Origin of the sequence: Streptococcus sp. SP1 (assembly GCF_030440005.1) — a bacterium.
GTDB lineage: Bacteria > Bacillota > Bacilli > Lactobacillales > Streptococcaceae > Streptococcus > Streptococcus parasanguinis.
In genome coordinates this window covers 1-26,946 of the sequence record NZ_JAQFJJ010000022.1, presented here as the reverse complement: position 1 = coordinate 26,946, position 26,946 = coordinate 1, and the positions used below count along the sequence as shown (strand labels likewise).

Sequence of the window (26,946 nt, the reverse complement as noted above, 5' to 3'; positions counted from 1 at the left end):
CCTCCGCACAGTTGAGTAGGGCTGTAAAAGCTGATGAAATCAGCGTAGTAGAGCCCACTCAACCACTGCGTCTTGCTCGACAATCCAAAAATAATTGAGAGGCTAGGACTTTTGTCCCAGCCTCTTTCATTCTATTTAGATTATTTATCTGTAAGAGCAGCCAATCCTGGAAGTTCTTTACCTTCAAGGAGTTCCATAGAAGCACCACCACCAGTAGAGATCCATGAGAATTTGTCTGCACGGCCAAGGTTGATCGCAGCAGCAGCTGAGTCACCACCACCGATGATTGATTTAACGCCTGGTTGTTTCACGATAGCGTCCATCACACCGATTGTACCAGCTTGGAAGTCAGGGTTTTCAAATACACCCATAGGTCCGTTCCATACAACTGTTTTCGCACCAGTCAATTCTTGGTCGAATTTAGCGATTGATTTAGGACCGATATCAAGACCAAGGAATCCTGGATCTACTGCTTCACCTTCAGTGTCTTTCACTTCAGTGTAGTCAGCAAATGCGTTCGCTTCTTTTGAGTCAACTGGCAAGATCAATTTGCCGTTTGATTTTTCAAGAAGAGCTTTAGCCACATCCAATTTATCTTCTTCTACAAGTGAGTTACCGATTTCGATACCTTGTGCTTTGTAGAATGTGTAAGTCATCCCACCACCAATAAGGACTTTATCAGCTTTTTCAAGCAAGTTTTCGATAACACCGATCTTGTCAGATACTTTAGATCCACCAAGGATAGCTACGAATGGACGTTCTGGAGCTTCAACTGCTTCTTTGATGTAAGCAATTTCATTTTCAAGAAGGAATCCAGCAACAGCTTTATCAACGTTTGCAGAGATACCAACGTTAGATGCGTGTGCACGGTGAGCAGTACCAAATGCATCGTTTACGAAGACACCATCTCCAAGTGATGCCCAGTATTTACCAAGTTCAGGATCGTTTTTAGATTCTTTCTTGCCATCAACATCTTCGAAACGAGTGTTTTCAACCAAGAGAACTTGTCCATCTTCAAGAGCGTTAACAGCTGCTTCCAATTCAGCACCACGTGTAACACCTGGGATAAATTTCACTTCTTGACCCAATTTAGCAGCCAAGTCAGCAGCTACAGGAGCAAGTGATTTACCTTCTTTATCTGCTTCTTCTTTTACACGTCCAAGGTGAGAGAAGAGGATTGCACGTCCACCTTGTTCAAGGATGTACTTGATAGTTGGAAGAGCTGCAGTGATACGGTTATCGTTAGTGATCACGCCATCTTTTACAGGAACGTTGAAGTCAACACGAACGAGAACTTTTTTCCCTTTCAAGTCAACGTCTTTAACAGTCAATTTTGCCATTAGATATGACTCCTTCTTTTTTTAATACATGATAATTATATCACAAAAGCTGTAAAAGAGGTAGAAAAATCCAATGCTTTTCCCCTCTTATTGACAGTCTATCCCGGAAACCCTATAATAGGGATAAAAAGGAGATATAAATGAAAGAAGGATTATCTACTCAACAAAAAGAAGCCGACAAAGATTTAAATATCTTGGCACTTTTCACCTTGCTTCCACTGATGGGCTTTCTAGCTTTTCAGGAGCCAATCATCAACTTCAGTAGAAGTCCAGACCATTCTCTCTGGATTCGCTTAATCGTTCTCGCACTTTGTCAATTTTCTGTAGCTGGCTTGGGAACTAGTGCTGTCCTTATTCGTCGAAAAGAAAGCATACAGAAATATGGATTGGTTAAGAAAAAATTCTTTCCAACTATCCTTCAAACAGTTCTTATTGCCTTACCTCTTCTCATTTTCCTCATCGCTTCAGGTCAGGTTCATTCCTATCTTCCTTTTCAATCCATCCTCCTAACAAAAGAAGTCTTATCCAGTCCCTTCCCAACCAATTTCGTGGGCTATCTTCTCATTTCTCTTATTTGGGGATTCTGGGAGGGCTTTAATTATGTTGTGATTGCCCAAAAAATCAATCTCCGCTATCCTCAGTACGTAAAAGGAGTATGGAATCTAGGAGCATTTGTTTGTGCTTTGATCTGCTTGCTTATCCACGGGATGATTGGTTTTGACTCATTGTCCCTCTTGCAAGAAGGAACTGTTTTCATTCTAATTTATGGAATGCTTCTAGTTCAGAGACGTACAGGAAATGCTTGGGGCTGTATTCTTATTTTTATCCTCCTTTGGAATGCCTTTTAATATTCTCAAAATAAGATCAAACCTCTCTGGTTTTCACCAGAGAGGTTTTTTTGAGAGTGACTTTTTAAGTGAACGAAAGAATTCTGTAAAAGACTTACTCTTCTTTCTTCTTACCAGCCAAGAGGAAGCCGCCTAAGGCTGCTAGGAGAACAGCTTCAGCTGCAAAGGAAGCTTCTAGGCTAGCCGTATTTGGCAAGTGTTCCGATTGACTTTCTTTGCTTGCATCTTTTGTTTCTTGCTGAACAGTCGGCTGTGAGTTTACTCCTTGGTGGGCACTTAACAACTGATGGATCTCTTGATCGACCATATCCTTGTGATCTTCCTCTTGATGACTCGCTTGAGTAGAAGTCGTTGGGGGCAACTGATCCACTTGAGAAGGCTCTGTAGGCTTCAATGGATTAGCTGGATCTGGAGTCACTGGGGCAGCTGGTTGGACTGGTTGATTTGGTTGAGCCGGTTGAACAGGCTGATCTGGTTTAGCCGGTTCCTCTGGTTGGATCGGTTGGTCTGGTCCTTCCGTTTTGGCTGGCTTATAGACAATCGCATAGTGGGTAAAGTGAGGAGCGGTAAAGATGACCACATCTCCAACTCTCTCAAAGGCCAAGGATTGAGGAGCTTGACCTTCAGGGAAGAAGAGAACTTGCTCCACTTCTTTATCCTTATCCACAGGAATCTTCACAAGGGATGGATGGTGGGTATCGATATCCTGACCACTTGCATCCACGCCTTCAATATCAAAGACGATTCCTTCTCGGCCCTTCAGCTCTTCTTTTTCTACCTGATTGGCTTCAACTTTTGCGACTTTTAGTCCTTTGACAACGGTTGGCTCTAAGTTGGAGAATTGAACTTCGACTCCAGTCGCAGAGTCTACAAAGACCGCTGGCTTATCTTCTTTCAGGAGCGCAATCAAGGTCTCTAGACCGGTCTTAGCTGTTTCAAGCGCTTCAGGAGTGAGTTCTGAAGAAGCTAGAAGCTCTTTATTTTTCTCAATCAGTGCCTGCAAAGCCTCACCAGAAGGGTGATTTGGCTTGCTTGCTAATAGAGCGGTCGCTTCCTCTGTCAGGGCAGAGAGAGCTTCTTTTTCTTTTGTTAGATTAGCTTGACCATCCAAGGCTTTCAAGAGAGCGGTCAATTGGTTCAACTGCTCATTAACTTGATCTTGTGTACTGGTATCATGCTCTTTCAAGACTTTTTCAGAAGCAGCCATTCCAGCCAGCAAAGCTTCTTTGACTTCAGGAGTCGCAAAAGTAAAGTCTACTTTGGCTTTTGCAGCTTCAGCTTCAGCCAATTTTTGCTTGAGGTATTCATCGTTGAGAGCTGGTTTTGGATTGACGAGGACATCAAAGCTTGTGCTAGCTCCTTTGTAATGGACAGTGAGGGTTTGACGACCTTCCTTGGTCGTATCAAAGCCAGTTACTTCCACACCTTCATCTGTCAAGGCATGCGTTTCGGTCGTTTCATCTTCAAAGACGACTGTAAAGCGTCCGCCTTCTTTCTCCAATGCTTCTCCGACAATATATTCCACTTTTGGTTTGTCGGTCAATTCTAGACCAGCAACTGCTTTTTCACCCGCTTCCTCTGCACTGACCACAAAAACAGTGAGAGTCTTATCCAATTTCTGACCAAGGTAAGAAACTTCTAGGTGTTGTTCTCCAAGCTTGCTACTATCAAAGCCATGAATCTCTACACCTGAGTTGGTGAGGTTGACCAGTTGATCTGCTTGGCCATCTTTATAATGAACACGGAGTGTTGCTCCTTTCAAGGAAAGAGCATCCCCTTCCCGGTAGACCTTCTTGGTCAAACCATCTTCAAATTGAAGTCCCGCAATTTCTTTATCATTTTTTGGAACCTCGATCGCCAAAACATTACTGATATCTTTACCAGGTTCTTGCGCACGATAGTATAGAAGAGATGGAGTTGATTCAAAAGCAAACGGTTTAAAGATGAGATTTCCAGCTTGATCAGCTGTCATAGTCGTAATTGGACTGGTCGCTTCTTTATCCGCATAAAGAGTCAGAGTAGTATTAGCTGGAACATCTTTGAAGCCGACTTGGACAAAATGATTGCCTAGGTTTTGCGCTGCAGCATGTTTCATCGGGATGTTGACCGTTTCAGTATCTAGACTTTCATACATCTTCCAGTTGTAAATCCGGATGGCTTGCCATGGGGTGCCGTTATCTGCTGTAATGACATGGAGACGCCAGTCTTGAGCCTTGATCGGATGATCAAGTGTAATGTCGGACACATGGGCTTTATTGCCACGAACTTCCTTGGCGAGCTTCCATTCACCCGCTTCGTCCTTGTAGTAAAGGTCGAAGTCACGGGTATTCATCTTGCCATCATCAACAGATTCCCCACCAGCACCGGCATGGTCCATGACCCAACGAACAATGGTCCGAGGTTGTGTCAAGCGGATATCGACGGTTCCACTCAATTGAGCAGAAGACCATTTATCTGAAAGACTGGTAATGGTCCCATTTAACATGCCTTCAATGCCTTCACTACCATCCGCATCTGGGAAGCTCGAACCGATCACTTTGGCTCCAATGACTACGTTTGGTGCTAAAGCTTTTGGTAGGCTGGTATCTGACACTGTCATGCCCCAATCAAAGGCTACAGTTCCCGCATCTGAACGTTGGCCGTTCTTCCCAACTGCCACAACCTTGAGTTCCTGAGTGGTTCCTTCAGCACTTGCTGAACGGCTAACTTTTGGTAGATAGACGGTTGTCGCAGAAGACCCTGTTAAGAGACGCCAGTTATCGCCATCTTTTTCATAGACTTCATAATAATCCGCATCTGCTACCCCTTTAAAATTGAGAACTGCTTCTGCTTCTTGCGCATTTTGTAGACGTTTTGCTCGAACGGTTACTTCTGCTGGAGTCGCTGGTTTCTCTTGGTTTGACGTAATCGACAATTGGCCGAGATTAAATTTGTAGTCTTTAACATCCGTATCATGGTCAAAGAACATCTTCACAGCATAAATGGTCTTGCCAGCCAAACTTCCTAAATCAAAGGTTTGAGTGGACCAATCTGCACTCGGTGTTAATTCTTTCCATTCGTATTCGGAGTAGTCTTCTTTGGTGGCAACAGCTACCCAAGCAGCTGCTCCGACCCCACCTTTATGACTGACGCTCAATTTTGTCGTTTCTGTCACAGGAATCTTGGTCGAATAGAGCATGACATTTTGATTGCTATTGGCTTTTAAATCTCCTTCAAAGGCTAGAGAATTTCCTCCATTGTAGGCTTGATCAAAATCATAACGACCTTTCAATGGTGTACTATCTTCACTATGCTCTACCCACCAACGCCATGTTGGAAGGTAGCCAGAAACAGAACGGTAGTTCCACTCCCCTTCTTTAGAAATCTTGCCATCCACAAACCAGTGTTTTCCGTGTCCAGTATTGAAGGAAGTATTGAAATCTTCACTTGTAATAGGAGTTTTGTCCACTACTAGATTGGACATACCGTACCAAGATTGGTCTGCTGGTTTTCCTTTAGTCGGATCACCTTGGAAACCTGTCCAGAATAGATCTTCATGGGTATGGTAACCTTCACCAGTCTTTCCTAGCCCTGTAATCGTATCTGGCGCATAAAGACCAAGAGATAGACGCAACTTGCCATGTTCATCTAAAATGGCATTCCAGTCTACATTAGTCTTATAAGAGCCTCCTTTTTGGAGCTCAAGTCCAGCTAGAACATCATAAGGATTGCGGTTAATCCATTTGGCTGTACTGATGGAATAATCCACTTCTGATTTGCCCCAGTTAAAGTTAGCAAAGAAGGTATCAACTGGATTTTCCCCATTTTCTGGCTGCATGAAATTGTAGTTGTATTCTCCCAGCGCATTCTCATGGTAACGGCCATATTCATAGGTCATAGCATCATACCAGGAATACTTAATCGGATAGTTCAGACTCTTCGCATATTCCTTGGTATAAAGAAGAAAATCTCTCAATTTTGGACCCAATGGTTCTACAAGATTTCCGGTTGTTTCTTGGTTGATAAAGTAACCATCAAAGCCATAGTACTTAGCAAGTTCGACTAATTTACGGGCGATCGGGAAAGTTTTAGAGCCTTCACTATCTTCTTTCAAGGTTTCTGCAAAATGTTCTTGATCCTTGATGCTGCTAGACCAGTTATAAAAGATTGTTCCATAAATAGGAACCCCATTTCGGTGGGCAGCATCGATCACATCTGCTGATGGAACCAGCCCTTCCCAAAAGACCATGGAGTCCAAATATTGCCAGTAATCAAAAGCATAGGCCTTAAACTCTTCCCCGCCGACAGACGCATGATCCTTGGCTTTGGAGTTCATGTTTGACAGCGCTTGGATCTTCGCTTCAGGGTTGGCTTGTTCATTAATTTGTTTCCCTTGAAAACGACTCGCAAGTGGGACGCTTGCTCTGTTCATATCGTCATCCACTCGTTTTCCTGGTTCCCACTTCAAGAGATCGTCCCATGTATCGAACTTAACTTCTTTAGGTCTTAATTGTTTTTCTTCATTGGTTGGTAAATCAGCCACTTTTTCAGCAGTAGCTTTCGGTTTTTCAGTCTCTGAAACAGCTGGATGATCTGCAGTCGTCGAGCTAGCTTCTGTACTTGTAGGACTAGCCTCTGGAGTGACCGCTTCTGTGGCCGGTTTTGCAGGATCAGCCGTAGGAAGTGCCGCATCTGCAGTATAGACGCCAGCTCCTCTCACTAGATGATTGACATCTTCAGTCGCTACTGAAGAGGTTTCCAAGGGTTGTTCACTAGTAGAAACCGTCTCATCTGCAGAGACAGCGCCTGTTCCTAAAAATGCCAATCCAATCAATGCGGAGCAAACTCCCACACTGAATTTTCGTATACTAAATCGTTCTTTCTTTTCAAATAGATGACCTTTCATCTCGACCTCCTTGTATGGTTTTTTTCTTTTTCTTGAGCGATTTCCATTGTCTCCTTTCTCCACGACCTGCAATCGCTTTCATTTCGTTGTATTAGAAATCTCCAATCAAGAATAGGATACCCTAATCTATTTAGCACTGTCAATCTATTTTAGCAATTCCTATAATATGATGAGAAAGCCCTAAAAAAAGTACAAAAAAAGAGGAGGTTTCCCTCCTCTCATCATACGCATGAATTATTTAGCAATTTTTGCGAAGTATTCAAGAGTACGAACAAGTTGTGCAGTGTAAGACATTTCGTTGTCATACCATGAAACAACTTTAACCAATTGTTTACCGTCAACGTCAATAACTTTAGTTTGAGTTGCGTCAAACAATGATCCGTAAGACATACCTACAACGTCTGAAGAAACGATTGGATCTTCAGTGTAACCGTATGATTCGTTTGAAGCTGCTTTCATAGCTGCGTTCACTTCATCAACAGTAACGTTCTTGTCAAGAACAACTACCAATTCAGTAACTGATCCAGTTGGAACAGGAACACGTTGTGCAGCTCCGTCCAATTTACCGTTCAATTCAGGGATAACCAAACCGATTGCTTTAGCAGCACCAGTTGAGTTAGGAACGATGTTAGCAGCACCAGCGCGTGCACGACGAAGGTCACCTTTACGGTGTGGACCGTCAAGGATCATTTGGTCACCAGTGTAAGCGTGGATAGTAGTCATCAATCCTTCAACAACACCGAAGTTATCTTGAAGAGCTTTAGCCATTGGAGCCAAGCAGTTTGTAGTACATGAAGCACCTGAGATAACTGTTTCAGTACCATCAAGAATATCGTGGTTAGTGTTAAATACGACTGTTTTAACATCTGATCCACCAGGAGCAGTGATAACAACTTTCTTAGCACCACCAGCATGCAAGTGTTTTTCAGCAGCTGCTTTAGTAGCAAAGAAACCAGTTGCTTCAAGAACGATTTCTACACCGTCGTTAGCCCAGTCGATTTGTTCTGGATCGCGTTCAGCGGAAACTTTAATGAATTTACCGTTAACTTCGAATCCACCTTCTTTAACTTCCACAGTACCGTCGAAACGACCTTGAGTTGTATCGTATTTCAACAAGTGTGCAAGCATAACTGGATCTGTAAGGTCGTTGATGCGTGTAACTTCAACACCTTCTACGTTTTGGATACGACGGAAAGCAAGACGTCCGATACGACCGAAACCGTTAATACCAACTTTAACTACCATTCGTGATTTCCTCCTTATGAAAATCAAAAAAATTTTTTGTGAAAAGAGTAACTTGACACAGCGCCAAACATCTTTTAACAGTCTCTATTATATACTTTATTGCATTAAAAAGCAACTATTTCCCCACGAAAAGCAAGATTTATCATAGATCACTACCTCTTTTATTAAAGTTTTTCACAAAGTCCTGATCAATACTTTTTATACTTGTACTCACTTTTGGAACAAAGAAAAACTCTTACCGAATGGGAAGAGTTTTTTAGCTTTGGTAAATTAAGCTTCACCTTTAGCTTTTTTAATGATTTCTTCTTGTACTGATTTTGGTACATCTTCGTAGTGGTCAAATACCATCATGAAGGTACCACGTCCTTGAGTTGCAGAACGAAGGACAGTAGCGTAACCGAACATTTCAGCAAGTGGCACATAAGCACGAACGATTTGGCTTGCACCGTGTGCTTCCATACCATCTACACGTCCACGACGAGCAGTTACGTGACCCATAACATCCCCAAGGTTTTCTTCTGGAACAGTGATTGTTACAAGCATCATTGGTTCAAGGATAGCTGGTTGTGCAGTCTTAGCAGCTTCTTTAAGTGCAAGAGATGCAGCGATCTTGAAGGCAGTTTCAGATGAGTCGACATCGTGGTATGAACCATCGTAAAGCTTAGCTTTCACGTCAACCATTGGGTAACCAGCAAGAACACCGTTCGCCATAGATTCTTGAAGTCCTTTTTCTACTGCAGGGATGAATTCACGTGGAACCACACCACCGACGATCGCATTTTCGAACTCGAATCCTTTACCTTCTTCGTTTGGAGTAAATTCGATCCAAACATCACCAAACTGACCTTTACCACCAGATTGACGTTTGAAGAATCCACGTGCTTGTGTAGAAGCACGGAATGTTTCGCGGTAAGATACTTGAGGGGCACCAACGTTAGCTTCAACCTTGAATTCACGTTTCATACGGTCAACAAGGACATCCAAGTGCAACTCACCCATACCAGAGATAACTGTTTCACCAGTTTCAGGGTTTGTTTCAACGCGGAATGTTGGATCTTCTTCAGCCAATTTTTGAAGGGCGATACCCATCTTGTCTTGGTCTGCTTTAGATTTAGGCTCAACCATCAATTGGATAACTGGTTCTGGAACTTCGATTGATTCAAGGATAATTTTTGCTTTTTCATCTGTCAATGAGTCACCAGTTGTAGTATCTTTCAAACCAACGGCAGCAGCGATATCTCCAGAGTATACTGTTTCGATTTCTTTACGAGTGTTGGCGTGCATTTGAAGGATACGTCCGATACGTTCACGTTTACCTTTAGAAGTGTTCAATACGTATGAACCTGAGTTCAAGACACCTGAGTAAACACGGAAGAATGTCAAACGACCTACGAATGGGTCAGTCATGATCTTGAAGGCAAGAGCTGCAAATGGCTCTTCATCAGATGCTGGACGTTCTTCTTCTTCGTCTGTATCTGGGTTTACACCCTTGATTGCAGGGATATCAAGTGGGCTTGGAAGGTAGTCAAGGACTGCATCCAACATCAATTGAACACCTTTGTTCTTGAAGGCAGAACCACAAAGTACTGGGTAGAATTCAACGTTGATTGTAGCTTTACGGATACCAGCTTTCAATTCTTCGTTAGTGATTTCTTCCCCTTCAAGGTATTTCATCATCAAGTCTTCATCAGTTTCAGCAACTGCTTCAACCAATTTTTCACGGTATTCTTGAGCTTGTTCAAGGTATTCAGCTGGAATATCTTCTTCAAGGATATCTGTACCAAGGTCGTTCGTATAGATTTCAGCTTTCATCTTGATCAAGTCAATGATTCCGCGGAAGTCATCTTCAGCACCGATTGGCAATTGAATTGGATGAGCGTTCGCTTGAAGACGGTCATGAAGTGTGCTTACTGAGTAAAGGAAGTCAGCACCGATTTTATCCATCTTGTTAGCGAATACGATACGAGGAACTCCGTATTCAGTTGCTTGACGCCAAACTGTTTCAGTTTGAGGTTCAACACCTGATTGTGAGTCAAGAACGGTTACAGCACCGTCCAAAACGCGGAGTGAACGTTGAACTTCGATAGTGAAGTCCACGTGTCCTGGTGTGTCGATGATGTTTACACGAGTGTCTTTCCATTGAGCTGTTGTAGCGGCAGATGTGATAGTGATACCACGTTCTTGCTCTTGCTCCATCCAGTCCATTTGTGACGCACCTTCGTGAGTTTCACCGATTTTGTGAATCTTACCAGTGTAGTAAAGGATACGCTCAGTTGTAGTTGTTTTACCAGCATCGACGTGAGCCATGATACCGATATTACGAGTTTTTTCAAGTGAAAATTCGCGTGCCATGAGGTTTGTTTCTCCTATATTTTTTATTTCTATATTCTATTATAACATGATTTAATAAAAACGGATAGGCAGGACCTACCCGTTCTCAGTGTTTTCATGCTAAGTTTTGGTTCCAATTTGTAAGAAGAGTTGAATTGGGTTCAAGAGCTTACGAAGCTTAATTGAACCCGGGCTAAAAGCTCGGAAAATAGATAAGCTTTCCTAGAATCTTCGATTCTTCGTCAAGCTTCCTAATTTTCAGTCGCTTTTTTAACGCCCTCAGTATCTTGATCTTACCAGCGGAAGTGTGCGAATGCACGGTTAGCTTCAGCCATACGGTGAGTATCTTCACGTTTCTTAACAGCTGCACCAGTGTTGTTCGCCGCATCCAAAATTTCTTTTGCAAGACGATCAACCATTGTGTGTTCACCACGTTGACGAGCGATTGTTACCAACCAACGAAGTCCAAGTGTTGTACGACGTTCTGGACGAACTTCAACTGGAACTTGGTAGTTAGAACCACCGACACGGCGAGCACGTACTTCAAGTACAGGCATGATGTTTTCCATAGCTGTTTCGAATACTTCAAGAGCATCGTTCCCAGTAGCTTCTTTAATTTGTTCGAAGGCTCCGTAAACGATTGAAGCAGCTGTACCACGTTTACCATCAAGCATAACGCGGTTGATAAGACGAGTAACTAATTGTGAATTATAAAGCGGATCTGGCAATACATCGCGTTTAGGCGCACGGTTTTTACGACTCATTTCTCTTTATCCCCTTTCCTTATGCTTTTGGACGTTTAGTACCGTATTTAGAACGGCCTTGTTTACGATCGTTTACACCTGCAGTATCAAGTGCTCCACGGACGATATGGTAACGTACCCCTGGAAGGTCTTTTACACGTCCACCACGAAGAAGAACCACGCTGTGTTCTTGCAAGTTGTGTCCGATACCTGGGATATAAGCAGTAACTTCGATCAAGTTGCTCAAACGTACACGGGCAAATTTACGAAGGGCAGAGTTAGGTTTTTTAGGTGTCATTGTTCCAACACGAGTTGCAACACCACGTTTTTGTGGTGAAGAAACGTTTGTTTGAACTTTTTTATGACTGTTGTAACCAACGTTCAAAGCTGGTGATTTAGATTTTTCTACTTTTGATTTACGCGGTTTGCGAACCAATTGGTTAATTGTAGGCATCTACATTCTCCTGTGAATTTTTTTATTTTTGGTGATGATACACTTGGTGACAGCTACCATCTGTGTGTACTTTTGCAACATTTGTCAGCACGTCCCTGTACACTCTTGAGAGACCAAAAGTAAAAAGTACCGTCTATTATTATAACATGACGGCACTTTGTTTGCAAGATCTTTTTTCTGTTTTTTCAAGAAGTCTAAAAGTTAAACTATTGAGCTGTTTGAGACGGAGTTTGCGTCCCTGCATCTACAGTGGGTGTATATTGTTGTTGCTGTTGTGATTGGATTGTCGCGTCTGTCGTGTTCGCTCCTGTATCTGTATTTGAATCTGTTTGATTCTGATGAACAGCCGTTGTGTCTTCCTCATAGGTTAAACCATAATAGTTAGCAATGTATTGGATACGAGCTTCTAGTGATTGTTTTTGAGTTGCATCATTCACTTTCTTAACAGCTGTTTGCGCAGCAGTTACAGATTCTTGACTCGGATTTTTCTCCATTTGGTCTACTGCTTTCTCTGCAGCTTCAATATTTTTCTTTTCTTCCTTCTTTTCTTTTTCTTCCTTTGTTTCCTTTTTCACTGGAAGAGCCCCTGTCTTTTTAGCGGGTTGGATCTCTGTCGTTACTTGGGCTGCCGTATTCTTTTTCACTGTATACAAACCAGCTACTAAAATAAAGGATAAGGCTAAAACAGTCACTAAGCGAATCCACAAAGGGCTGTTATCAAATCGATCTAAGATTCTTTTCACTTTTTGATCCTCCTTTGTATCCTTTAGTCAAAGATATTTCCAACTTCAACATTCAATTTATTTTCTTTCACATCAATATTGGTCACTCGTAATAAGGATTTGTGTTCAAAGAATTCGAGATCTGTTGAAGCATTATCAGCAAAAACAGCTACCCCTGCTAATTCCGAATCGAATTCAGCCAAAAGACTGACCATCCCGTTGATCGTTCCACCGCCTTTTAGGAAATCATCCACAATCAAAACCCGACTTCCTGCTTTTAGACTACGTTTTGAAAGGAACATTTTTTCAATACGGTCGCCACTAGATCCTGAAACATAGTTAACACTGACGGTTGATCCTTCTGTGATTTTTAAATCACGGCGGACAATAACAAAAGGAACATTCAAGACGTTTGCCACTGCATTGGCTAGAGGAACTCCCTTGGTCGCTACAGTCATGACAGCATCAATCTTCTTATTACGGAAGGCTTTAGCAATGATACGGCCGATACGATTCAAAATCTTTGGATTGCTTAAAAGATCAGATAAGTAAATGTAACCCCCAGGAAGAATACGGTCACTTTCAGACAATTGCTTGCAGAGGTCTTGAACGATTTCTTTTGATTCCTCGTCTGAGATAGAGGGCGTAAAAACAACGCCTCCTCCAGCTCCTGTGATGGTTTCAATATTTCCAATTTCCATCTCTTCAAAAGCCCGCTTAATAATCACGATATCTTCTGAGATGGAAGATTTAGCAGACTCATACCTTTCTGCAAAGGTATTGAGGCTGGTCAATTCATAGGGATGGTTGATCAAGTAATTAGAAATTACAACCATCCGTTCACTTCTTCTTAATTTCATTTTCTCACCATGTAGTTTTTTCTATCATTATACCATAAGAAGCGAAAAAAACGAACATTCTGATTTACAGAAGGCCGTTTTTCCCTAATTTTTTTCTTTTTTTTGGAATAGTTTCCGTATTTATCTCTGTTTTTACTGATCGATATTCGGTTTATAGAAAGATCGGTTTTCCATAGCGAAAATCTTGTTGGTCATCTCGCCAGGACCAACCAAACCTAGAGCTGTTGTCATCATCATCATTTCTGCATCCAAATTGTCGATCATATGAATAATCTCTGCTTCCATGATCTTTGGACGAACAGGACTACCGTATTCGAGTAATCCATGGTGACTCAAGATCACATGGCGAAGGACAATTACCTCTTCTTTTTGGTCATCAATCTTCAAGTCTTGCAAGACTTTGGTGATTTCTTCATCTATCAAAGCAATGTGACCAATGAGATTGCCCCGAACAGTGTATTCTGTATTTTCAGGACCCGTCAACTCGATCACTTTAGCCAAATCGTGTAACATAATCCCTGCAAAGAGCAAACTCTTATTCAATTGAGGATAGATATCGCCGATACTATCTGCCAAGCGGACCATGGTCGCTGTATGATAAGCGAGACCTGCTTCAAAGGCATGATGGTTGGTCTTAGCAGCTGGATAGCTATAAAACTCTTTCTCATATTTTCCATAGAGGGCACGGACAATCCGTTGCCAAACTGGATTTTCAATTTTGAAAATCATGTTTGACAGGTATTCATGCAATTCCTTGGGATCTACTGGTGGTTTTTCCTTGAAGTCTGCTGGATTGTTGGGCTCTCCTGCTTGTGGCAAGCGCATATTCAATTGATTAACTTGTGGAGTATTATTGTAGACCTCCCGACGACCAGCCATATGGACCACGCGCCCAGCTATAAAGCTCTCTACATTGTGTGGTTGGGCATCCCATAGTTTGCCTTCGATCGTGCCGGTCTCATCCTGAAAAACAAAGGCTAGATAGTTCTTCCCAGCCCGCGTTTGACGCACTTCTGCTGACTTGATCAAATAGAATCCTTCGAACAATTCATCTTTTTTCATTTGGTTAATTTTGACCATCATCTTCTCCATCTTCTATATATACATCTAGTCCCAGCAGGTCCTCATCGCTTTCGATTTGGCGGAGTGTCCGCTCGATGGCACTGGTCCGTCTGGTTAGCAAATCATCAATATTATTGGAAGCATTCTTTAAATGGCGTTGAGTCTTGGCCAAAATCCCTCCAAACTTATGGAATTCTGATTTGACCGATCCCAACACTTTACTAATATCGTCTGCACTCTTTTGGATGTTGAGCGTTTTAAAGCCAACAGACAAGGAGTTCAAGAGGGCTGATAGCGTACTTGGACCAGCCACCAAAATTTGTTCGTCCCGACGCAAGCGATCGAAGAATTCTGGATTGCGAACCACTTCGGAATAGAGGCCTTCGGTTGGCAAAAAGAGAATTCCGAAATTCGTTGTCGCTGGTGGAAAGAGGTATTTTTGTTGGATATCCTTAGCAAAACGCTTGATACTAGCAAGAAGAGCCTTGCGGTAACGCTCAATTTCCTCTTTCTCTCCTGATTCATAAGCTTCTTCCAGACGATAGTAGTCTTCCAGTGGGAATTTAGAGTCAATAGGCAGATAGACTGGCTCCTCTCCTTGCCCTGGAAGCTTAATGGCATATTCCACGCGCTCACTGGATTGAGGAACGGTGACAAACTCTCGCTCATACTGGGCTGGGGTCAAGATATCTTCAATGATTTGGCCCAGTTGCAATTCGCCCATAATCCCACGCGTCTTGGTATTGGAGAGAACTTTATTAAGGGTTCCGACATCCCGCGCCACCGTCTGCATTTCTCCCAACCCTTTGTTGACCGACTCCAATTGTTTTGAAACCGTCTCAAAGGAGGTCTGCAAACGGTGTTGCAAGGTTTTCTCCAATTTTTCTTCTACCGTTTGGCGCATCTGTTCTAGCCGCACTTCATTGGACTCTTGGATCTGGCGCATGCGCTCATCTGTTTTGTCCCGATTTTTAGTAAAGTGCTCATTCATCTCAGCGCGCAGAGCCGTCGTCTGCTGGTGGATCTCCACTCGCATCTCGGTCAAGCGATCTGTCAGGGCGATCTCTAACTGCTGATTGGTAATCTGGCTTGCTTGTCTTTCTTTTTCAAAACGATAGTCCAACTGGTCTGTCAAATGATCCTCGTGGTCTTCCAGCATCTCTCGTAAAGCCGGTCTTGTATCATCTGACCGTTGCAAGAAATAGATGAGGAGGCCCAGATTGAGCAGGCCAATCAGAAGCAGAATGATATTCATATTAACCTCTGTCTTTACTATAAACAATGACAAGATAGCCACGATCAAGACTCACTTGAATCGGTTGATCCAAAAATTCATTGGAGCCATACATGGCCTTCAAAAAATAATTCTCCTGATGGAGCGGATACTTGGCCCCTGTGATCTCTAAGTGGCCTTCTCCGACAGGCATAAAACCAACATAGGACATGGCTGGATCTGGCTGAATCTCATGGCAACCAGCTGGTCTGTAGATCAAGCGATTTTGACCATCGACTAATTGAATCTGCTCCATATAGGGAGTTAGGTCTGGATCGGTCGGCAAAAAGATATTGGACAAGAAGTGATCCAAGCGACCGCCAAAGGCACCATAAATGGTGACAGCAGCATCTGGATAGGCCTCAAAGACCGCTTTCAAGGCCAATTCCAAATCCGTATCGTTCTTTTCAGGGACGGATTGAACAACCTGCTTGGCTTGGGTTCGGATCTGGCGCAAATCGGTCTCAGAGACAGAATCGAAATCCCCCACAGCTATATCTAAAGGCAGACCTTGTTCCAGTAACTTCAAACAGCCACCATCAACGCCTACATAAGCGTCATGATCTCTTGGCAAGAGCGTGCTGTCACCTCCTGCCAGTATTGCGATGTTACCCATTTACAGCATCTCGGAGCGTTTGTACGCGCTCATTGACATCTCCATTAAAGACATAAGAGCCTGCTACAAAGACATTGGCCCCGGCTTCTTTGGCTTGGGAAATACTTTGGTCATCAATTCCACCATCCACTTCGATATCAAAGTCTAAGCCTTTTTCTTCACGAAGAGCGGCTAATTCGCGCACCTTGTCCATGGTTTCAGGCAAGAAGGCTTGGCCACCGAATCCTGGATTAACGGTCATGACCAAGACTTGATCCACCAAGTTCAAGACATGTTTGATACTGTCTACAGGAGTCCCTGGGTTGATCACGACACTAGCCTTCACACCCGCTTGACGAATTTTTTGAAGAGCTCCGTGAATATGGGGAGTAGCTTCTACATGGATGCTGATGATATCAGCTCCTGCACGGGCAAATTCTTCGATATGGTGTTCGGGATTGGTGACCATCAAATGGCAATCAAAGACCAACTTGCTATGTGGACGCATGCTCTCTACGACACCAGCTCCAAAGCTGATATTGGGCACAAAATGGCCATCCATGACATCGATATGGGCATAGTCAGCTCCAGCTGCTTCTATGCGTTTCAATTCACTTTCAAAATTGGCATAATCGGCACTCAAAATTGAGGGGGCTAATTTCATTGTTTTCATTCTTGTATTGTCTCCTATTTTGGCATTTTTTTCGAAACTTTTTTATAGGTTTCGCGACGATTTTCAATCTCACTTAAAAATTGCAAGTAATCCTCATAACGGAAAGTCGCAATTTCCTCTCTTTCAACGGCTGGTTTCACCGCACAAGCTGGCTCATGCGTGTGGGTACAGGTACGAAATTTACAAGAGTGGCTCACGTCGGCGATCTCTGGGAAGGCTTGATTTAAGTCTTCACTGGTCGTCACTTCATAATCAAGGGAGGAGAAGCCAGGCGTATCTGCGATCTTTCCTCCATTTAAATGGTAAAAGCTGACAGCTCGAGTCGTGTGTCGACCGCGCCCCAGACTATCTGAAATCTCACCCGTTTCAAGCTCCAGATCCGGAGCAATTTTATTGAGCAAGGTCGATTTTCCTACACCGGTCTGTCCCATAAAGACTGTGGTTTGATTGGTCAAAAGGGGCAAGAGTTCCTCAATCGACAAGACAAAATCATAGCCAATAGCCTGGTAGATTCCTTGGTAGTAGTGGATGTCTTCCATATCTTCTAACAAGTCCAGTTTTGAAATATAGACAATGGGATGAATCCCCTTATGCTCCAAAAGAACCAGAAAACGATCTAAAAGATTGGCGTTGAAATCCGGTTCCTTAGCTGACATGATGACTACTGCCTGATCAATATTGACAATAGGAGGGCGCACGAGGCTGTTTTTTCGAGGCGCAATGCTCAAAATGTAGCCTTCTGAATTCTCTTCAGCAGAGAACTCCACCTGATCCCCCACGTAAGGAGTCTGTCCTTTTTTTCTAAAATTTCCACGAGCCCGTGTCTGGTAAATGTGCCCGTCTGACTCCACGTAGTAGAAGCCAGCCAAGGCCTTGACGATGGTTCCTTGCAAATCGCACTCCTTTGAGTTTAATACTCCTATTATACCAAAAAATGAGAAATAAGGCTGGAATGCTTGATAAGAAAATCTGGAACTAGTTTCAGCAATTTTTTTAAGGATAATAAGGAGAGAACTTGCAACCGCTTCCAAATTTAGGTATAATAAATGTGAAAAACATTCATAAATAAGTTGCATGTGGGAAGCTAGAGACAAGCATGATAGAAAGGAAGTGAAGACCAGAAACGCACCTTGTTTCAACGCTCACTTGGCTGAACAAAAAATTTTTCTTTGTTCTACGTTTTTAGATGGAGGTTCTTTATGAGTCTTTCTTTTCTTTCTAAAGAGAATCCCTTGATTGCTAATATCAAAAAGGGAAAATTTCTGACACCCTGGTTTTTGGCTCCGTTTATTCTGTATTACATCACAGAGTACATGTCCCCTGTTAGTACGGCATCGACTAGCTTCTTTCTCAATAAGCAACACTGGATCCCAGACTGGTGGAATATCCTTGACCTTTGGTCCTTCCTCTATACCATCATCGCCTTCTTCCTTTGGGTTCGCTTGATTGAAAAACGGCCTATTCGAACCATGGGATTTTCCAAAGGAAATGGGCTTTCCGAGTTTGCAAAAGGTTGCCTTGTGGGAGGCATCATGATCACAACAGTCTTGATCGTCTTTTTAGTCACAGGAAATGCCACATTCCATCGCATTCAATTTAGTATGCCATTTCTTGTATCTTGGATTTTGGTCTTGATCGGCTATATTTTCCAAACTGCGGCAGAAGAAATTTATATCCGTGGTTGGTTGATTCCAACTATCTCCTACCATACCAATGCCCTTCTAGCTATCCTCATCTCAGCTACTATGTTCTCCTACTTTCATATGAATAACAACGGTGCTTCTTGGTTCTCTACTGTTCATCTCTTCTTCTTTGGGGTCTTTACAGCAGTCTATGCCCTAAAACGCGGGAATATTTGGGGACCTTGTGGCTTCCACTTTGCCTGGAATTTCCTGATGGGAAATGTCTATGGTTTTCATGTCAGTGGCTTTGACAGCGAATCATCCTTGATGTACTTCACAACTTCAAATCACACCTTGATCACCGGTGGTGAATTTGGTCCTGAAGGGGGTATCCCGGGATTAGTGGTCTGCATCTTAGCTCTTTTATGGGCCATCTTTATCCTCAAAGATACCTCTAAGGAGCAAGATAGCCTATATCCTGCGCCATTGAAATGATCTATTGATAAAGGAACAGGAGCCACCTGTAGGCTCCCTGTTCCTTTTTTTCCTTGGCATTTTTCCTAAAAAGTGTATAATAGAACTATGCGGAGGTGGTGGAACGGCAGACACGCATGCTTCAGGCGCATGTGCCCTTTCGGGCGTGAGGGTTCAAATCCCTTTCTCCGCATCTTGGAAAGGTGGCCCAGCTCGGTACGGCACCGGACTCGAAATCCGGCAAGTGGATTTTATTCACGCGCGGGTTCAAATCCCGTCCTTTCCTTCTATAACAGAAAAGACATGAGTTATGAAGCTCATGTCTTTTCTGTTATTTTATTCCTGCTTCTAGAAGGCCATCTGCTAGGCGAGCGAAGTCTTCTAAGCTAAGAGCTTCTCCTCGTACAGAAGGTTGAAGGCCTGCAGCTTGGATTCCTGCTTCTAGTTTTGCTTTGATATCTTCAGTCTTGCCAAAGCGACTGGTCAAGTTGTTCCAAAGCGTTTTGCGGCGGTGGACAAAGCTAGCCTTGCTGACAGAGAAGAAGAAATCTTCATCCTTGACGGTTACTGCTGGTTTTTCACGACGGACCATCTTGAGGATGGCAGAGTCGACGTTTGGCGCTGGCACAAAGACGGTGCGAGGCACAATAAAGGCTACCTTAGCAGTCATATAGTATTGGACTGCAATGGATAAAGAACCATAAGCCTTGGTGTTGGGCTTAGCTGAGATGCGGTCTGCCACCTCTTTTTGCATCATGACCACAAATTCTTGGAAAGGAATCTTGGATTCGATCAAGTGCATGAGGATGGGAGTTGTGATGTAATACGGAAGGTTGGCCACTACCTTAATCGGAAGGTCTGGGTTTTTAAACTCTGCGATGTACTGGTTGAGGTCTACCTTGAGGATGTCTTGGTTGACAACCGTGACATTGTCAAAATCCCGCAAGGTATCCGCCAAAATGGGAACCAAGCGGTCATCGATCTCAAAGGCCATGACTTCTGCCGCATTTTCCGCCAAGAACTCAGTCAAAGCTCCAATTCCAGGACCAATTTCGATGACATTGACTTGCTTATCAATCTCTGCCGTATCCACAATTTTTTGAAGGATGTTGGTATCGGTCAAGAAGTTCTGACCGAAGGATTTTTTAAAGGTAAAACCGTGACGCTCCAGCACTGCCTTGGTCACGCTATAATCTGCAATTCTCATTTTTCTCTTTTCTCTTTTCTAATCAGTTTAAGAGTAAAGGATCCCCTCTACTTACGTCTTAATAACGGGCCATCGCCTCTTCGACTTGGGCCAAACAAATTCCAAACAACTCCAAGCGTTTGATCAATTGCTTGCCATTGCAGTAGCCGATGCGCAAGGCTTCTCCTAGATATTCCCGTCGTTTGCGACTATCGTTGCCCATCAATAGGCCGAGACGCATCAAGTCAGTCTTTGTGATATCAAAGAAATTCTCATCTTCATAGGAGCCCACAAGTCCAGCTAGGGCTTTTTCTAAGTCTTCAAAACTGGCATGCTCCACTCCCAAGGAACGCCCCTTAGTCTTGGATTTGGGGACTGCTTCGCCACGATTTAAAAAGGCATGTTTGGCCTGGGGCACCTCTTGCATAATGATCTTGCGAATTCGCTCGCCATTATAGTCTGGATCGGTAAAGACAATGACCCCTCGCAACTCTTGCAAGGTAGCAATTCGTTCCAAGTCATCTTGATCGATTGCAGAGCCTCGCGTTTCATAGGTATCCACCTCATAAAAACGACGGAGATTGGCTGTGTCGTCCTTGCCCTCCACGACAATCACTTCTGGTATTTTTCTTTTCTCAGTCAAGGCCAAATACCTTTCTTGCATTGTCATAGGTTGCCTGAGCCACTTCTTCTGTTGTTAAGCCACGTAGTCCAGCAATAAAATCTACCACATAACGAGTGTAGGCTGTTTTATTTTCCCGACCACGTTTGGGAACTGGTGCCAGATAAGGGGCATCTGTTTCAACCAAGATCTTGTCTAACGGAAGTCCGGCCGCAGCTTCTTGGACATCTGTGGCTTTCTTAAAAGTGACCACTCCAGAAAAGGAGATCATCATTCCCAGATCCATGAAGCGTTTGGCTTCTTCTAGACTTCCTGAGAAAGAATGCATGATCCCACCGCGAGGACCGACTCCTTCACTCTTGATGATGGCATAAGTATCTTCTAAAGCATCGCGTGTATGCACCACAAAGGGGAGATCCAAGTCCTTAGACAATTGAATCTGACGACGAAAAACCTTTTCTTGGACATCTTTTGGTGCCGTCATCCAGTGGTAATCCAGACCGATTTCTCCGAGTGCGACGACTTTGGGATGTTTCAACTGTTCAAGTAAATAGGCCTCCACTTCAGGACTATAATCGCCTGCCTCAGTGGGGTGCCAACCCAGCGTGAGATAGAGTTCTGGGTGCTGGTCTGCCAAGACTATTCCTCGCTCAATCGTCGGTTTGTCAAAACCAACGATATTATGGGCTACAACGCCCATTTCCTTGGCCAAATCGAGCTCTTCTTGTTCTTTTCCTGCGAATTCTTCCACATTGAGATGGGTGTGGGTATCAAAAATCTGCATGATCTTCCTTTTCTTCCGAGTTTTTCTTCTTTCTATTATAGCAGAAAGCGCCTCTAAATTCACTTTCAGACAAAACAAAAACCAGTAGTCTCGAGTTTCTACTGGTTTTTAGGTTTTTATCTGAATTACGCAGCCAAAACTTTGCGTCCTTTACGACGACGAGCTGCCAATACGCGACGACCGTTTTTAGTTGACATACGGTTACGGAATCCGTGTTTGCGCGCACGACGAAGTTTACTTGGTTGATAAGTACGTTTCACGATGAATACCTCCTCATAGATTTTGTATTCGTTTAGCCGGCTAGTTGTGATCAGTTACTAAACATACTTTACTATTCTATCGGATTCAACTCTATTTGTCAATAGCTATGGCAAAATTGTTGCAAATACAGGTCGGAGAAAACCTTTCTACACCTGACGGGTTGCCAAGTAATAGGGTTCCAGAGCCACCAGCGCCTCTTGCAACTGATCCAAGATAGCCTCAAGAGAATCATCCTCGACTAAAGAAACATCGTATTTGACGAGGACCTTACGAACCGCTCCTTCTGCTACTGCTTGTGACAGATCATGGCGATTCTTTTCTGTTCCTTCTACCCTTTGACTCTCTCCATTTTTCTGGACGAAATAATAAACCGGCTGAGAGATAGGAAGGACGAGAACCTTATGTTGTTTTTGAAGACTCTGCTCGTCTTTTTTTCGCTCGATAAAGCTCACCTCTAAGGAAACTCCAAAATCAGCTGCATCTCCATAAAGTCTCAAAGCAAACATGGGTTCTGCCATCGTCCCTTCTCCTTTTAGATAGGCCCAAAAATGAGGCCGCAAGACTTGAGCCTGGTTCATCCATTGGCTAGTCCGATCCTGCTCCAAGTAAGGGTGACGCTTCTGAAAGGCTGAGACTAAATCGGTGAATTCCTTACGAGCCGCTTGAGCCAGTGCACGATACTGCTCCATCTCTGGAGCTAGCACCCCTGCCTTTGCTGGTGCCTGGTAGTGAATTCCTTGAAGCTTTAAAAACTCTCGAATCGCTGCAAATGTCATCTGGTTCCTTTCTAAGCCTAACAAAAAGGGAGAAGATCGGCTCAATCCCGTCTCTCCCTCATGGGAAATAATAGCTAGATTATCCTTCGATGTCTACCACCACGTAACGGTTTGGTTCTTCCCCTTCAGAGTAGCTAGTGACTCCTTCCATCTTAGAGACGATACGGTGAATGATTTTCCGTTCACTATTTGACATTGGATCTGTCTGTTGAGCTTGCCCATCTTCGAGAGCACGTGTTGCTAACTTCTGAGCATAGCTTTGAAGAACTTCTGCCCGGTGTTCTACATAGTCATTAACATTAATGGTAATGTAAAAATTCTTTGCATAACGGTTATAGAGGTAATTTTGCGCCAAGAGTTGAAGAGCCTTCAAGACTTTTCCATGATAACCAATCACGCGCCCAGGCTCATTGGTATCAATTTGCATATTGACCGTACGGCGGTTGTGACTGCTTGAAATGATTGCATCGACATCCATTTCATCAACCACTGTTTGAACATAGGCTGTCACATCAGCTACGACTTCTTCGATATTGTAGTTTTCCTCTACCTCGATACCAAGGTTTGAGAAATCAGACTCGCTTGATTCTTTTGTCGCTGGTTCTTTGACTTTCTCAAGGATATGCTCATGCCCTTTTTCTTCAAGAACCGTATTCGCTTCTTTTTCATGTTTGAGAATCTCCGTCTTGATTTCTTCAGAGACGACTTCCCCCTCTTTTTCAACCTTCTTAATCGCAGCAACCACGCGCCCAAGGTCAACGGTTGCTTCGCTCACGGTCTTGACCGGCTCGTTTTGTGCATTAATTTCGTCCGGTACCCCTTTGACAGCTTTTTGATTGGCTTTGACGACCGTTGTTTCTGCAATCGGCTCAATCTCTACTTGGGCTGGCTTCTTCCCAAACAAGCCAAGAAAACCTTTCTTCTCACGTGCTACAACTGTAATATGTGCCTTCATACGGGGAATATCTAAATCGTTCAGGCCTTTTTGAATCGCTTCTTCAACAGTTGCTCCAGTATATAGGACCATATGTCCACCTCTTTCTTATTTTTTCTTTTTCTGTGCTTTGTTTAGGGCACGGCGTTTTTGTTTTTCCATGTCGCGCGAAGCTTGCTCTTTTGCTTCACGCTCTGCAATAATCTTGAAGGGGTTGTTCAAGAGATAGGTTTGCCCGACTTGATAAGCATTGGAAGTCACCCAGTATAGTGCGACCCCGCTGGCTGAGAACAAGGCAAAGAAGAAGATCATCACAGGCATCACATACATCATAGTTGTTGCACTTCCATTGCGCTCTGGCATGGCTTTATTGGTCAACCAACTACTGAAAAATGTGAAGAGAGCTGCAAGGACTGGCAAAATATAAGTCGGGTCGATCGCGCCAAGATCCAACCAGAGGAAGTGACCAACTTTAAGGAATTCGACACGGCTCAGTGCTTGGAACAAGGCCATCAGAACCGGCATCTGGATTAAGAGAGGAAGGAAGGCTGAAGACGTTTTGACACCTTTTTCCTTGTAGAGGGCCCGCATCTCTTCAGAAAGCTTGGTCCGACTATCTAGGTCCTTCCCAGGATACTTAGCTTGTAATTCCTTGAGTAGGGGTTGAATTTCCTGCATCTTGCGGGTTGAATTCATTTGATACTGGAAGAGGGGCAAGAGGACCGTCCGGATGACAATGGTAAAGACGATAATCCCTACACCGATACTTCCGCCAAATGACAAGAAGCGGATGGCTTCAGCAAAGAAGTAGACGAAGCGTTCCCAACCACCTGTCGACTGAGCTGTCACTTGAGAGGTTCCACAAGCTGTCAAGACCAATAAGGCCGCTCCTAATAATCCAGTTAACTTCAGTTTCTTTTTCACTTTATTCCCTTTCTTGGTAGACATGCGCTAATTTTAAGACATGTACAAGATTTTTCTCTACTTGATGAAAGTCGAGCTCCTCCACTCCTTTACGAGCAATAACAACAAAATCATCGGTCGTAAGGAAGGCTTGGTGTTTGATCAAAACATGGCGAATCAAACGTTTGATGCGATTTCTGGTCACAGCATTTCCCAGTTTCTTACTAACAGATAGACCGACTCGAAAATGTGGTTGGTCTTTGCGCAAGCGGTAAACAACGAATTTCCGATTGGCAACATTTTGACCACTTTTAAAAATAGCATTAAAATCTTTGTCACGTTTGACGCGGTAGCTTTTTTTCAAACCTCAACTCCCTCTTTTAAATTTATTCTATTATACCATATTTTCAAAAAAAACCAATCTCACTCAGGAAATCGGTTATTACTTGAATACAGATAAAAGTAAAGGCAAGGTGTAGTAGAGATTGAGCAAGATATGAGCCAAAATAGGAGAAAGGAGTGTCTTACTCCTATAATACAGGATCCCAAAAATCACACTCGGCAGGAGATAGATGATACAAGCCCCCAGCGAAAAGGGATTGTGGAGAAAATGTAGGCCACTGTAGATGAGGGCTGGAAGCCAAATCTCAGCATAGAGTTTCCAGCCTTTGAAGTAGGCATTCACCAAGGCTCCACGAAAGATCAGCTCTTCTGTCACCGGCCGGATAATAACCATTGCAATCACTAGGATAAGCACCCCTGTGGGGCTAATTTCCCGTGGAAACAGACTCAAAACGGCTGCCCGTCCTTGAACAAAACCACTGATGAAGTAGTCCAACCAGTAAACCAAACAGGCCGCAAAAACGGCTTCTATCAGAGCTTGAAGAGGGTTCTTCCCCAGCTTAAATTGCGCTTTTTTAGAAAAACGGTAGACCAAAAATCCTGTAAAGACTGCATAGAGGCCTTCTAGGCCAAATAAGGTCCAATAATAGCTATTGGCGCTTGCTACACTATTGGAGACGTACTGGGCCAAAGGGCGAAATTGGGGCCGAACATAAAAATAAAACAAGAGCAGAAAAAGGGGATAAAGCAGCGAGATCTTTCCTTTAATGAATTTCATAGATACCTTTCCTATAGAGTATGACAAATCGTATAGTGCATCTTACCATAATCGTGACAAGGTTTCAATGAAAAAGGATGACTTCCTACTCCCTGAGATAGACCACATAACCTCCTAAAACAGCGACTAAAATCAAGAGACAAAGAAGAGTTTCCAGCCATACGAGAGCTGTCAAGAAAGGTAGTTGCAATAAGCCTTGGGCCATTTTCAAAGAGGTCGCTGTGATGACCGTTGGAAAGGTCAGGGCTGAAAAAGCAGGTTGAAAACCTTCTTTGATCATTCTCGGTAGACGCGTCAAAACAAAGAAATAAAAACCTTGTGAGGCAACTACCATGATCAGTAAGAACCAGACAGGAAGGCTTACTCCACCCACACGAACCAGAGCTGCTAAAAGAAGGGAAAATGGAGCGCAATAGATGCCTTCTTGGCCCAACAGATGACTGGGCAAGGGGGACTGCTTCAAATCATGATAGATAAGGGGATAAAGAAGAAAGGTCAAACCAAAACCAATCACTAAAGCGAGATAAGCAATCTCTCTGATTCCTACAACTGGATAAGTCAAGGCTGCTACTGCAATGCCCACATAGAGAACGGTCCAACTTGGAGTGGCATTGGCTCTTGGTCGCGCTAGGATATGGGTCTTGGTAAAATAGAGAATTAAGCCCAGATCCAAGAGAAAGGCAGACCACCAGACCAACTGTGATAGACCTCCAAAGGCGGGAAAGAGGCGCAAAAGATAGGTGGATAGAATCATCCCTGCCATGGGAAAAGTCGCCATCCCAGATAAAAGGGCTGGTTGTTGGAATTCTATCTTGGTTTCTTGCCAGCGAATCGCATGGTAAACTACAAAGAAAAACCAGAAGAACAAACCTGTCAGACTAAAGGCGTGGGCAAAGAAAGGTAGCGAGTCTGCAAGAAGGTTGCCAGCGCCAACCAGTCCTAACAGACAGCCTGAAAATACTAAGGGGATCTTTTTCATCGGGAGCTCCAATCATGTTGTCGCTTTCAGTATACCATAAAAACAGAGGGAACAGCATCAAAAAAGAAGTCATACAAATATGTGCTTCCCCAAAAAAGAGGCTGGGACAAAAGTCCTAGCCTCTCAATTATTATGTGACTTTCAGTCCGTCTCGCTCCGTTAGGTGCGAGACAAAAAACCACCCGCTATGCGGGTGCGCATCGAAGGTTATACCAAAAAAACTCCAAACGCGATACAATTAAGGTGTTCAAGCC

25 protein-coding genes and 2 tRNA genes are annotated in these 26,946 nt (G+C 43.5%); 4 read left to right on the top strand and 23 right to left on the bottom strand.

Going from position 1 to position 26,946, the window contains the following annotated elements:
• Positions 1-140 precede the first annotated feature (140 nt).
• Positions 141-1,340 carry a phosphoglycerate kinase gene (pgk, locus tag PCY07_RS09750; protein WP_003015928.1) on the bottom strand — a complete coding sequence of 400 codons (1,200 nt, stop codon included), beginning with the start codon at positions 1,338-1,340 and terminating at the stop codon, positions 141-143.
• A gap of 140 nt (positions 1,341-1,480) precedes the next feature.
• On the opposite strand from pgk, the gene PCY07_RS09745 reads away from it, so the two are divergent.
• Positions 1,481-2,188, top strand: a complete 708-nt coding sequence (locus PCY07_RS09745; RefSeq protein ID WP_049503915.1) for a hypothetical protein — start codon at positions 1,481-1,483, stop codon at positions 2,186-2,188.
• 94 nt (positions 2,189-2,282) lie between these two features.
• Here the strand turns inward: PCY07_RS09745 and PCY07_RS09740 are convergent, their stop codons facing one another.
• The 12 genes from PCY07_RS09740 to rsgA all read right to left on the bottom strand — a co-directional run bounded on the left by PCY07_RS09740 (position 2,283) and on the right by rsgA (position 17,924).
• Entirely contained in the window at positions 2,283-7,073 is a 4,791-nt protein-coding gene (locus PCY07_RS09740) for a bacterial Ig-like domain-containing protein (protein ID WP_301356604.1), read from the bottom strand.
• 234 nt (positions 7,074-7,307) lie between these two features.
• A complete protein-coding gene (gene gap, locus PCY07_RS09735; protein ID WP_023919220.1) occupies positions 7,308-8,318 on the bottom strand; it encodes a type I glyceraldehyde-3-phosphate dehydrogenase in 1,011 nt (336 codons plus the stop codon).
• Positions 8,319-8,588: 270 nt separating this feature from the next.
• Positions 8,589-10,670: an elongation factor G gene (gene fusA / locus PCY07_RS09730; RefSeq protein ID WP_003003071.1), complete on the bottom strand. Its 2,082-nt coding sequence runs from the start codon at positions 10,668-10,670 to the stop codon at positions 8,589-8,591.
• A 272-nt stretch (positions 10,671-10,942) separates the two neighbouring features.
• Positions 10,943-11,413, bottom strand: a complete 471-nt coding sequence (rpsG, locus tag PCY07_RS09725) for a 30S ribosomal protein S7 (protein ID WP_003003105.1) — start codon at positions 11,411-11,413, stop codon at positions 10,943-10,945.
• A gap of 19 nt (positions 11,414-11,432) precedes the next feature.
• Entirely contained in the window at positions 11,433-11,846 is a 414-nt protein-coding gene (rpsL, locus tag PCY07_RS09720; protein WP_001142332.1) for a 30S ribosomal protein S12, read from the bottom strand.
• A 206-nt stretch (positions 11,847-12,052) separates the two neighbouring features.
• Positions 12,053-12,589 carry a hypothetical protein gene (locus PCY07_RS09715; protein ID WP_013904207.1) on the bottom strand — a complete coding sequence of 179 codons (537 nt, stop codon included), beginning with the start codon at positions 12,587-12,589 and terminating at the stop codon, positions 12,053-12,055.
• Between the two features lie 23 nt (positions 12,590-12,612).
• The gene (purR, locus tag PCY07_RS09710; RefSeq protein ID WP_301356607.1) at positions 12,613-13,428 is read right to left on the bottom strand and encodes a pur operon repressor; all 816 of its coding nucleotides are present in this window, start codon (positions 13,426-13,428) and stop codon (positions 12,613-12,615) included.
• 132 nt (positions 13,429-13,560) lie between these two features.
• Positions 13,561-14,508 (bottom strand): 3'-5' exoribonuclease YhaM family protein, encoded by a 948-nt coding sequence (locus PCY07_RS09705; protein WP_049489305.1) that lies wholly within the window; start codon positions 14,506-14,508, stop codon positions 13,561-13,563.
• Complete coding sequence (locus tag PCY07_RS09700) at positions 14,495-15,745, bottom strand: DNA recombination protein RmuC (protein WP_041818375.1); 1,251 nt, start codon at positions 15,743-15,745, stop codon at positions 14,495-14,497. Before PCY07_RS09700 ends, PCY07_RS09705 begins: the two co-directional genes overlap by 14 nt.
• A 1-nt stretch (position 15,746) precedes the next feature.
• Positions 15,747-16,379: a thiamine diphosphokinase gene (locus tag PCY07_RS09695; RefSeq protein ID WP_301356608.1), complete on the bottom strand. Its 633-nt coding sequence runs from the start codon at positions 16,377-16,379 to the stop codon at positions 15,747-15,749.
• Positions 16,372-17,031 (bottom strand): ribulose-phosphate 3-epimerase, encoded by a 660-nt coding sequence (gene rpe, locus PCY07_RS09690; protein ID WP_195227808.1) that lies wholly within the window; start codon positions 17,029-17,031, stop codon positions 16,372-16,374. Before rpe ends, PCY07_RS09695 begins: the two co-directional genes overlap by 8 nt.
• 14 nt (positions 17,032-17,045) lie before the next feature.
• Positions 17,046-17,924, bottom strand: coding sequence for a ribosome small subunit-dependent GTPase A (rsgA, locus tag PCY07_RS09685; RefSeq protein WP_003015916.1), 879 nt, complete (start codon positions 17,922-17,924; stop codon positions 17,046-17,048).
• A gap of 306 nt (positions 17,925-18,230) precedes the next feature.
• Between rsgA and PCY07_RS09680 the strand changes: the two genes are divergently transcribed.
• The 3 genes from PCY07_RS09680 (at position 18,231) to PCY07_RS09670 (ending at position 19,413) form a co-directional block, all read left to right on the top strand.
• Positions 18,231-19,148, top strand: a complete 918-nt coding sequence (locus PCY07_RS09680) for a CPBP family intramembrane glutamic endopeptidase (protein WP_045764077.1) — start codon at positions 18,231-18,233, stop codon at positions 19,146-19,148.
• A gap of 89 nt (positions 19,149-19,237) precedes the next feature.
• Positions 19,238-19,320 (top strand) — tRNA-Leu (locus PCY07_RS09675).
• 4 nt (positions 19,321-19,324) lie between these two features.
• Positions 19,325-19,413: transfer RNA gene (locus PCY07_RS09670), tRNA-Ser, on the top strand.
• Between the two features lie 45 nt (positions 19,414-19,458).
• Here PCY07_RS09670 and rsmA read toward each other — a convergent pair.
• The 10 genes from rsmA to PCY07_RS09620 all read right to left on the bottom strand — a co-directional run bounded on the left by rsmA (position 19,459) and on the right by PCY07_RS09620 (position 26,692).
• Positions 19,459-20,334 (bottom strand): 16S rRNA (adenine(1518)-N(6)/adenine(1519)-N(6))-dimethyltransferase RsmA, encoded by an 876-nt coding sequence (rsmA, locus tag PCY07_RS09665; RefSeq protein ID WP_215195134.1) that lies wholly within the window; start codon positions 20,332-20,334, stop codon positions 19,459-19,461.
• 58 nt (positions 20,335-20,392) lie between these two features.
• Positions 20,393-20,977 carry a ribonuclease M5 gene (gene rnmV, locus PCY07_RS09660; protein ID WP_179943959.1) on the bottom strand — a complete coding sequence of 195 codons (585 nt, stop codon included), beginning with the start codon at positions 20,975-20,977 and terminating at the stop codon, positions 20,393-20,395.
• Positions 20,949-21,719 carry a TatD family hydrolase gene (locus PCY07_RS09655; protein WP_041826475.1) on the bottom strand — a complete coding sequence of 257 codons (771 nt, stop codon included), beginning with the start codon at positions 21,717-21,719 and terminating at the stop codon, positions 20,949-20,951. The genes rnmV and PCY07_RS09655 overlap by 29 nt, the downstream gene beginning before the upstream one ends.
• A 125-nt stretch (positions 21,720-21,844) precedes the next feature.
• On the bottom strand, positions 21,845-21,979 hold the full coding sequence (rpmH, locus tag PCY07_RS09650) for a 50S ribosomal protein L34 (RefSeq protein ID WP_000831905.1): 135 nt from the start codon (positions 21,977-21,979) through the stop codon (positions 21,845-21,847).
• Positions 21,980-22,126: 147 nt separating this feature from the next.
• A complete protein-coding gene (locus tag PCY07_RS09645; protein WP_041826477.1) occupies positions 22,127-22,756 on the bottom strand; it encodes a hypothetical protein in 630 nt (209 codons plus the stop codon).
• A gap of 79 nt (positions 22,757-22,835) precedes the next feature.
• Complete coding sequence (gene jag, locus PCY07_RS09640) at positions 22,836-23,783, bottom strand: RNA-binding cell elongation regulator Jag/EloR (RefSeq protein WP_014713983.1); 948 nt, start codon at positions 23,781-23,783, stop codon at positions 22,836-22,838.
• A gap of 15 nt (positions 23,784-23,798) precedes the next feature.
• The gene (locus PCY07_RS09635; protein ID WP_003015944.1) at positions 23,799-24,614 is read right to left on the bottom strand and encodes a YidC/Oxa1 family membrane protein insertase; all 816 of its coding nucleotides are present in this window, start codon (positions 24,612-24,614) and stop codon (positions 23,799-23,801) included.
• 1 nt (position 24,615) lies between these two features.
• A complete protein-coding gene (gene rnpA / locus PCY07_RS09630; RefSeq protein WP_003002960.1) occupies positions 24,616-24,957 on the bottom strand; it encodes a ribonuclease P protein component in 342 nt (113 codons plus the stop codon).
• A 78-nt stretch (positions 24,958-25,035) separates the two neighbouring features.
• Positions 25,036-25,713 (bottom strand): CPBP family intramembrane glutamic endopeptidase, encoded by a 678-nt coding sequence (locus PCY07_RS09625; protein ID WP_049489312.1) that lies wholly within the window; start codon positions 25,711-25,713, stop codon positions 25,036-25,038.
• An 85-nt stretch (positions 25,714-25,798) separates the two neighbouring features.
• Entirely contained in the window at positions 25,799-26,692 is an 894-nt protein-coding gene (locus PCY07_RS09620; RefSeq protein WP_215195135.1) for a TDT family transporter, read from the bottom strand.
• Between the last annotated feature and the right edge of the window lie 254 nt (positions 26,693-26,946).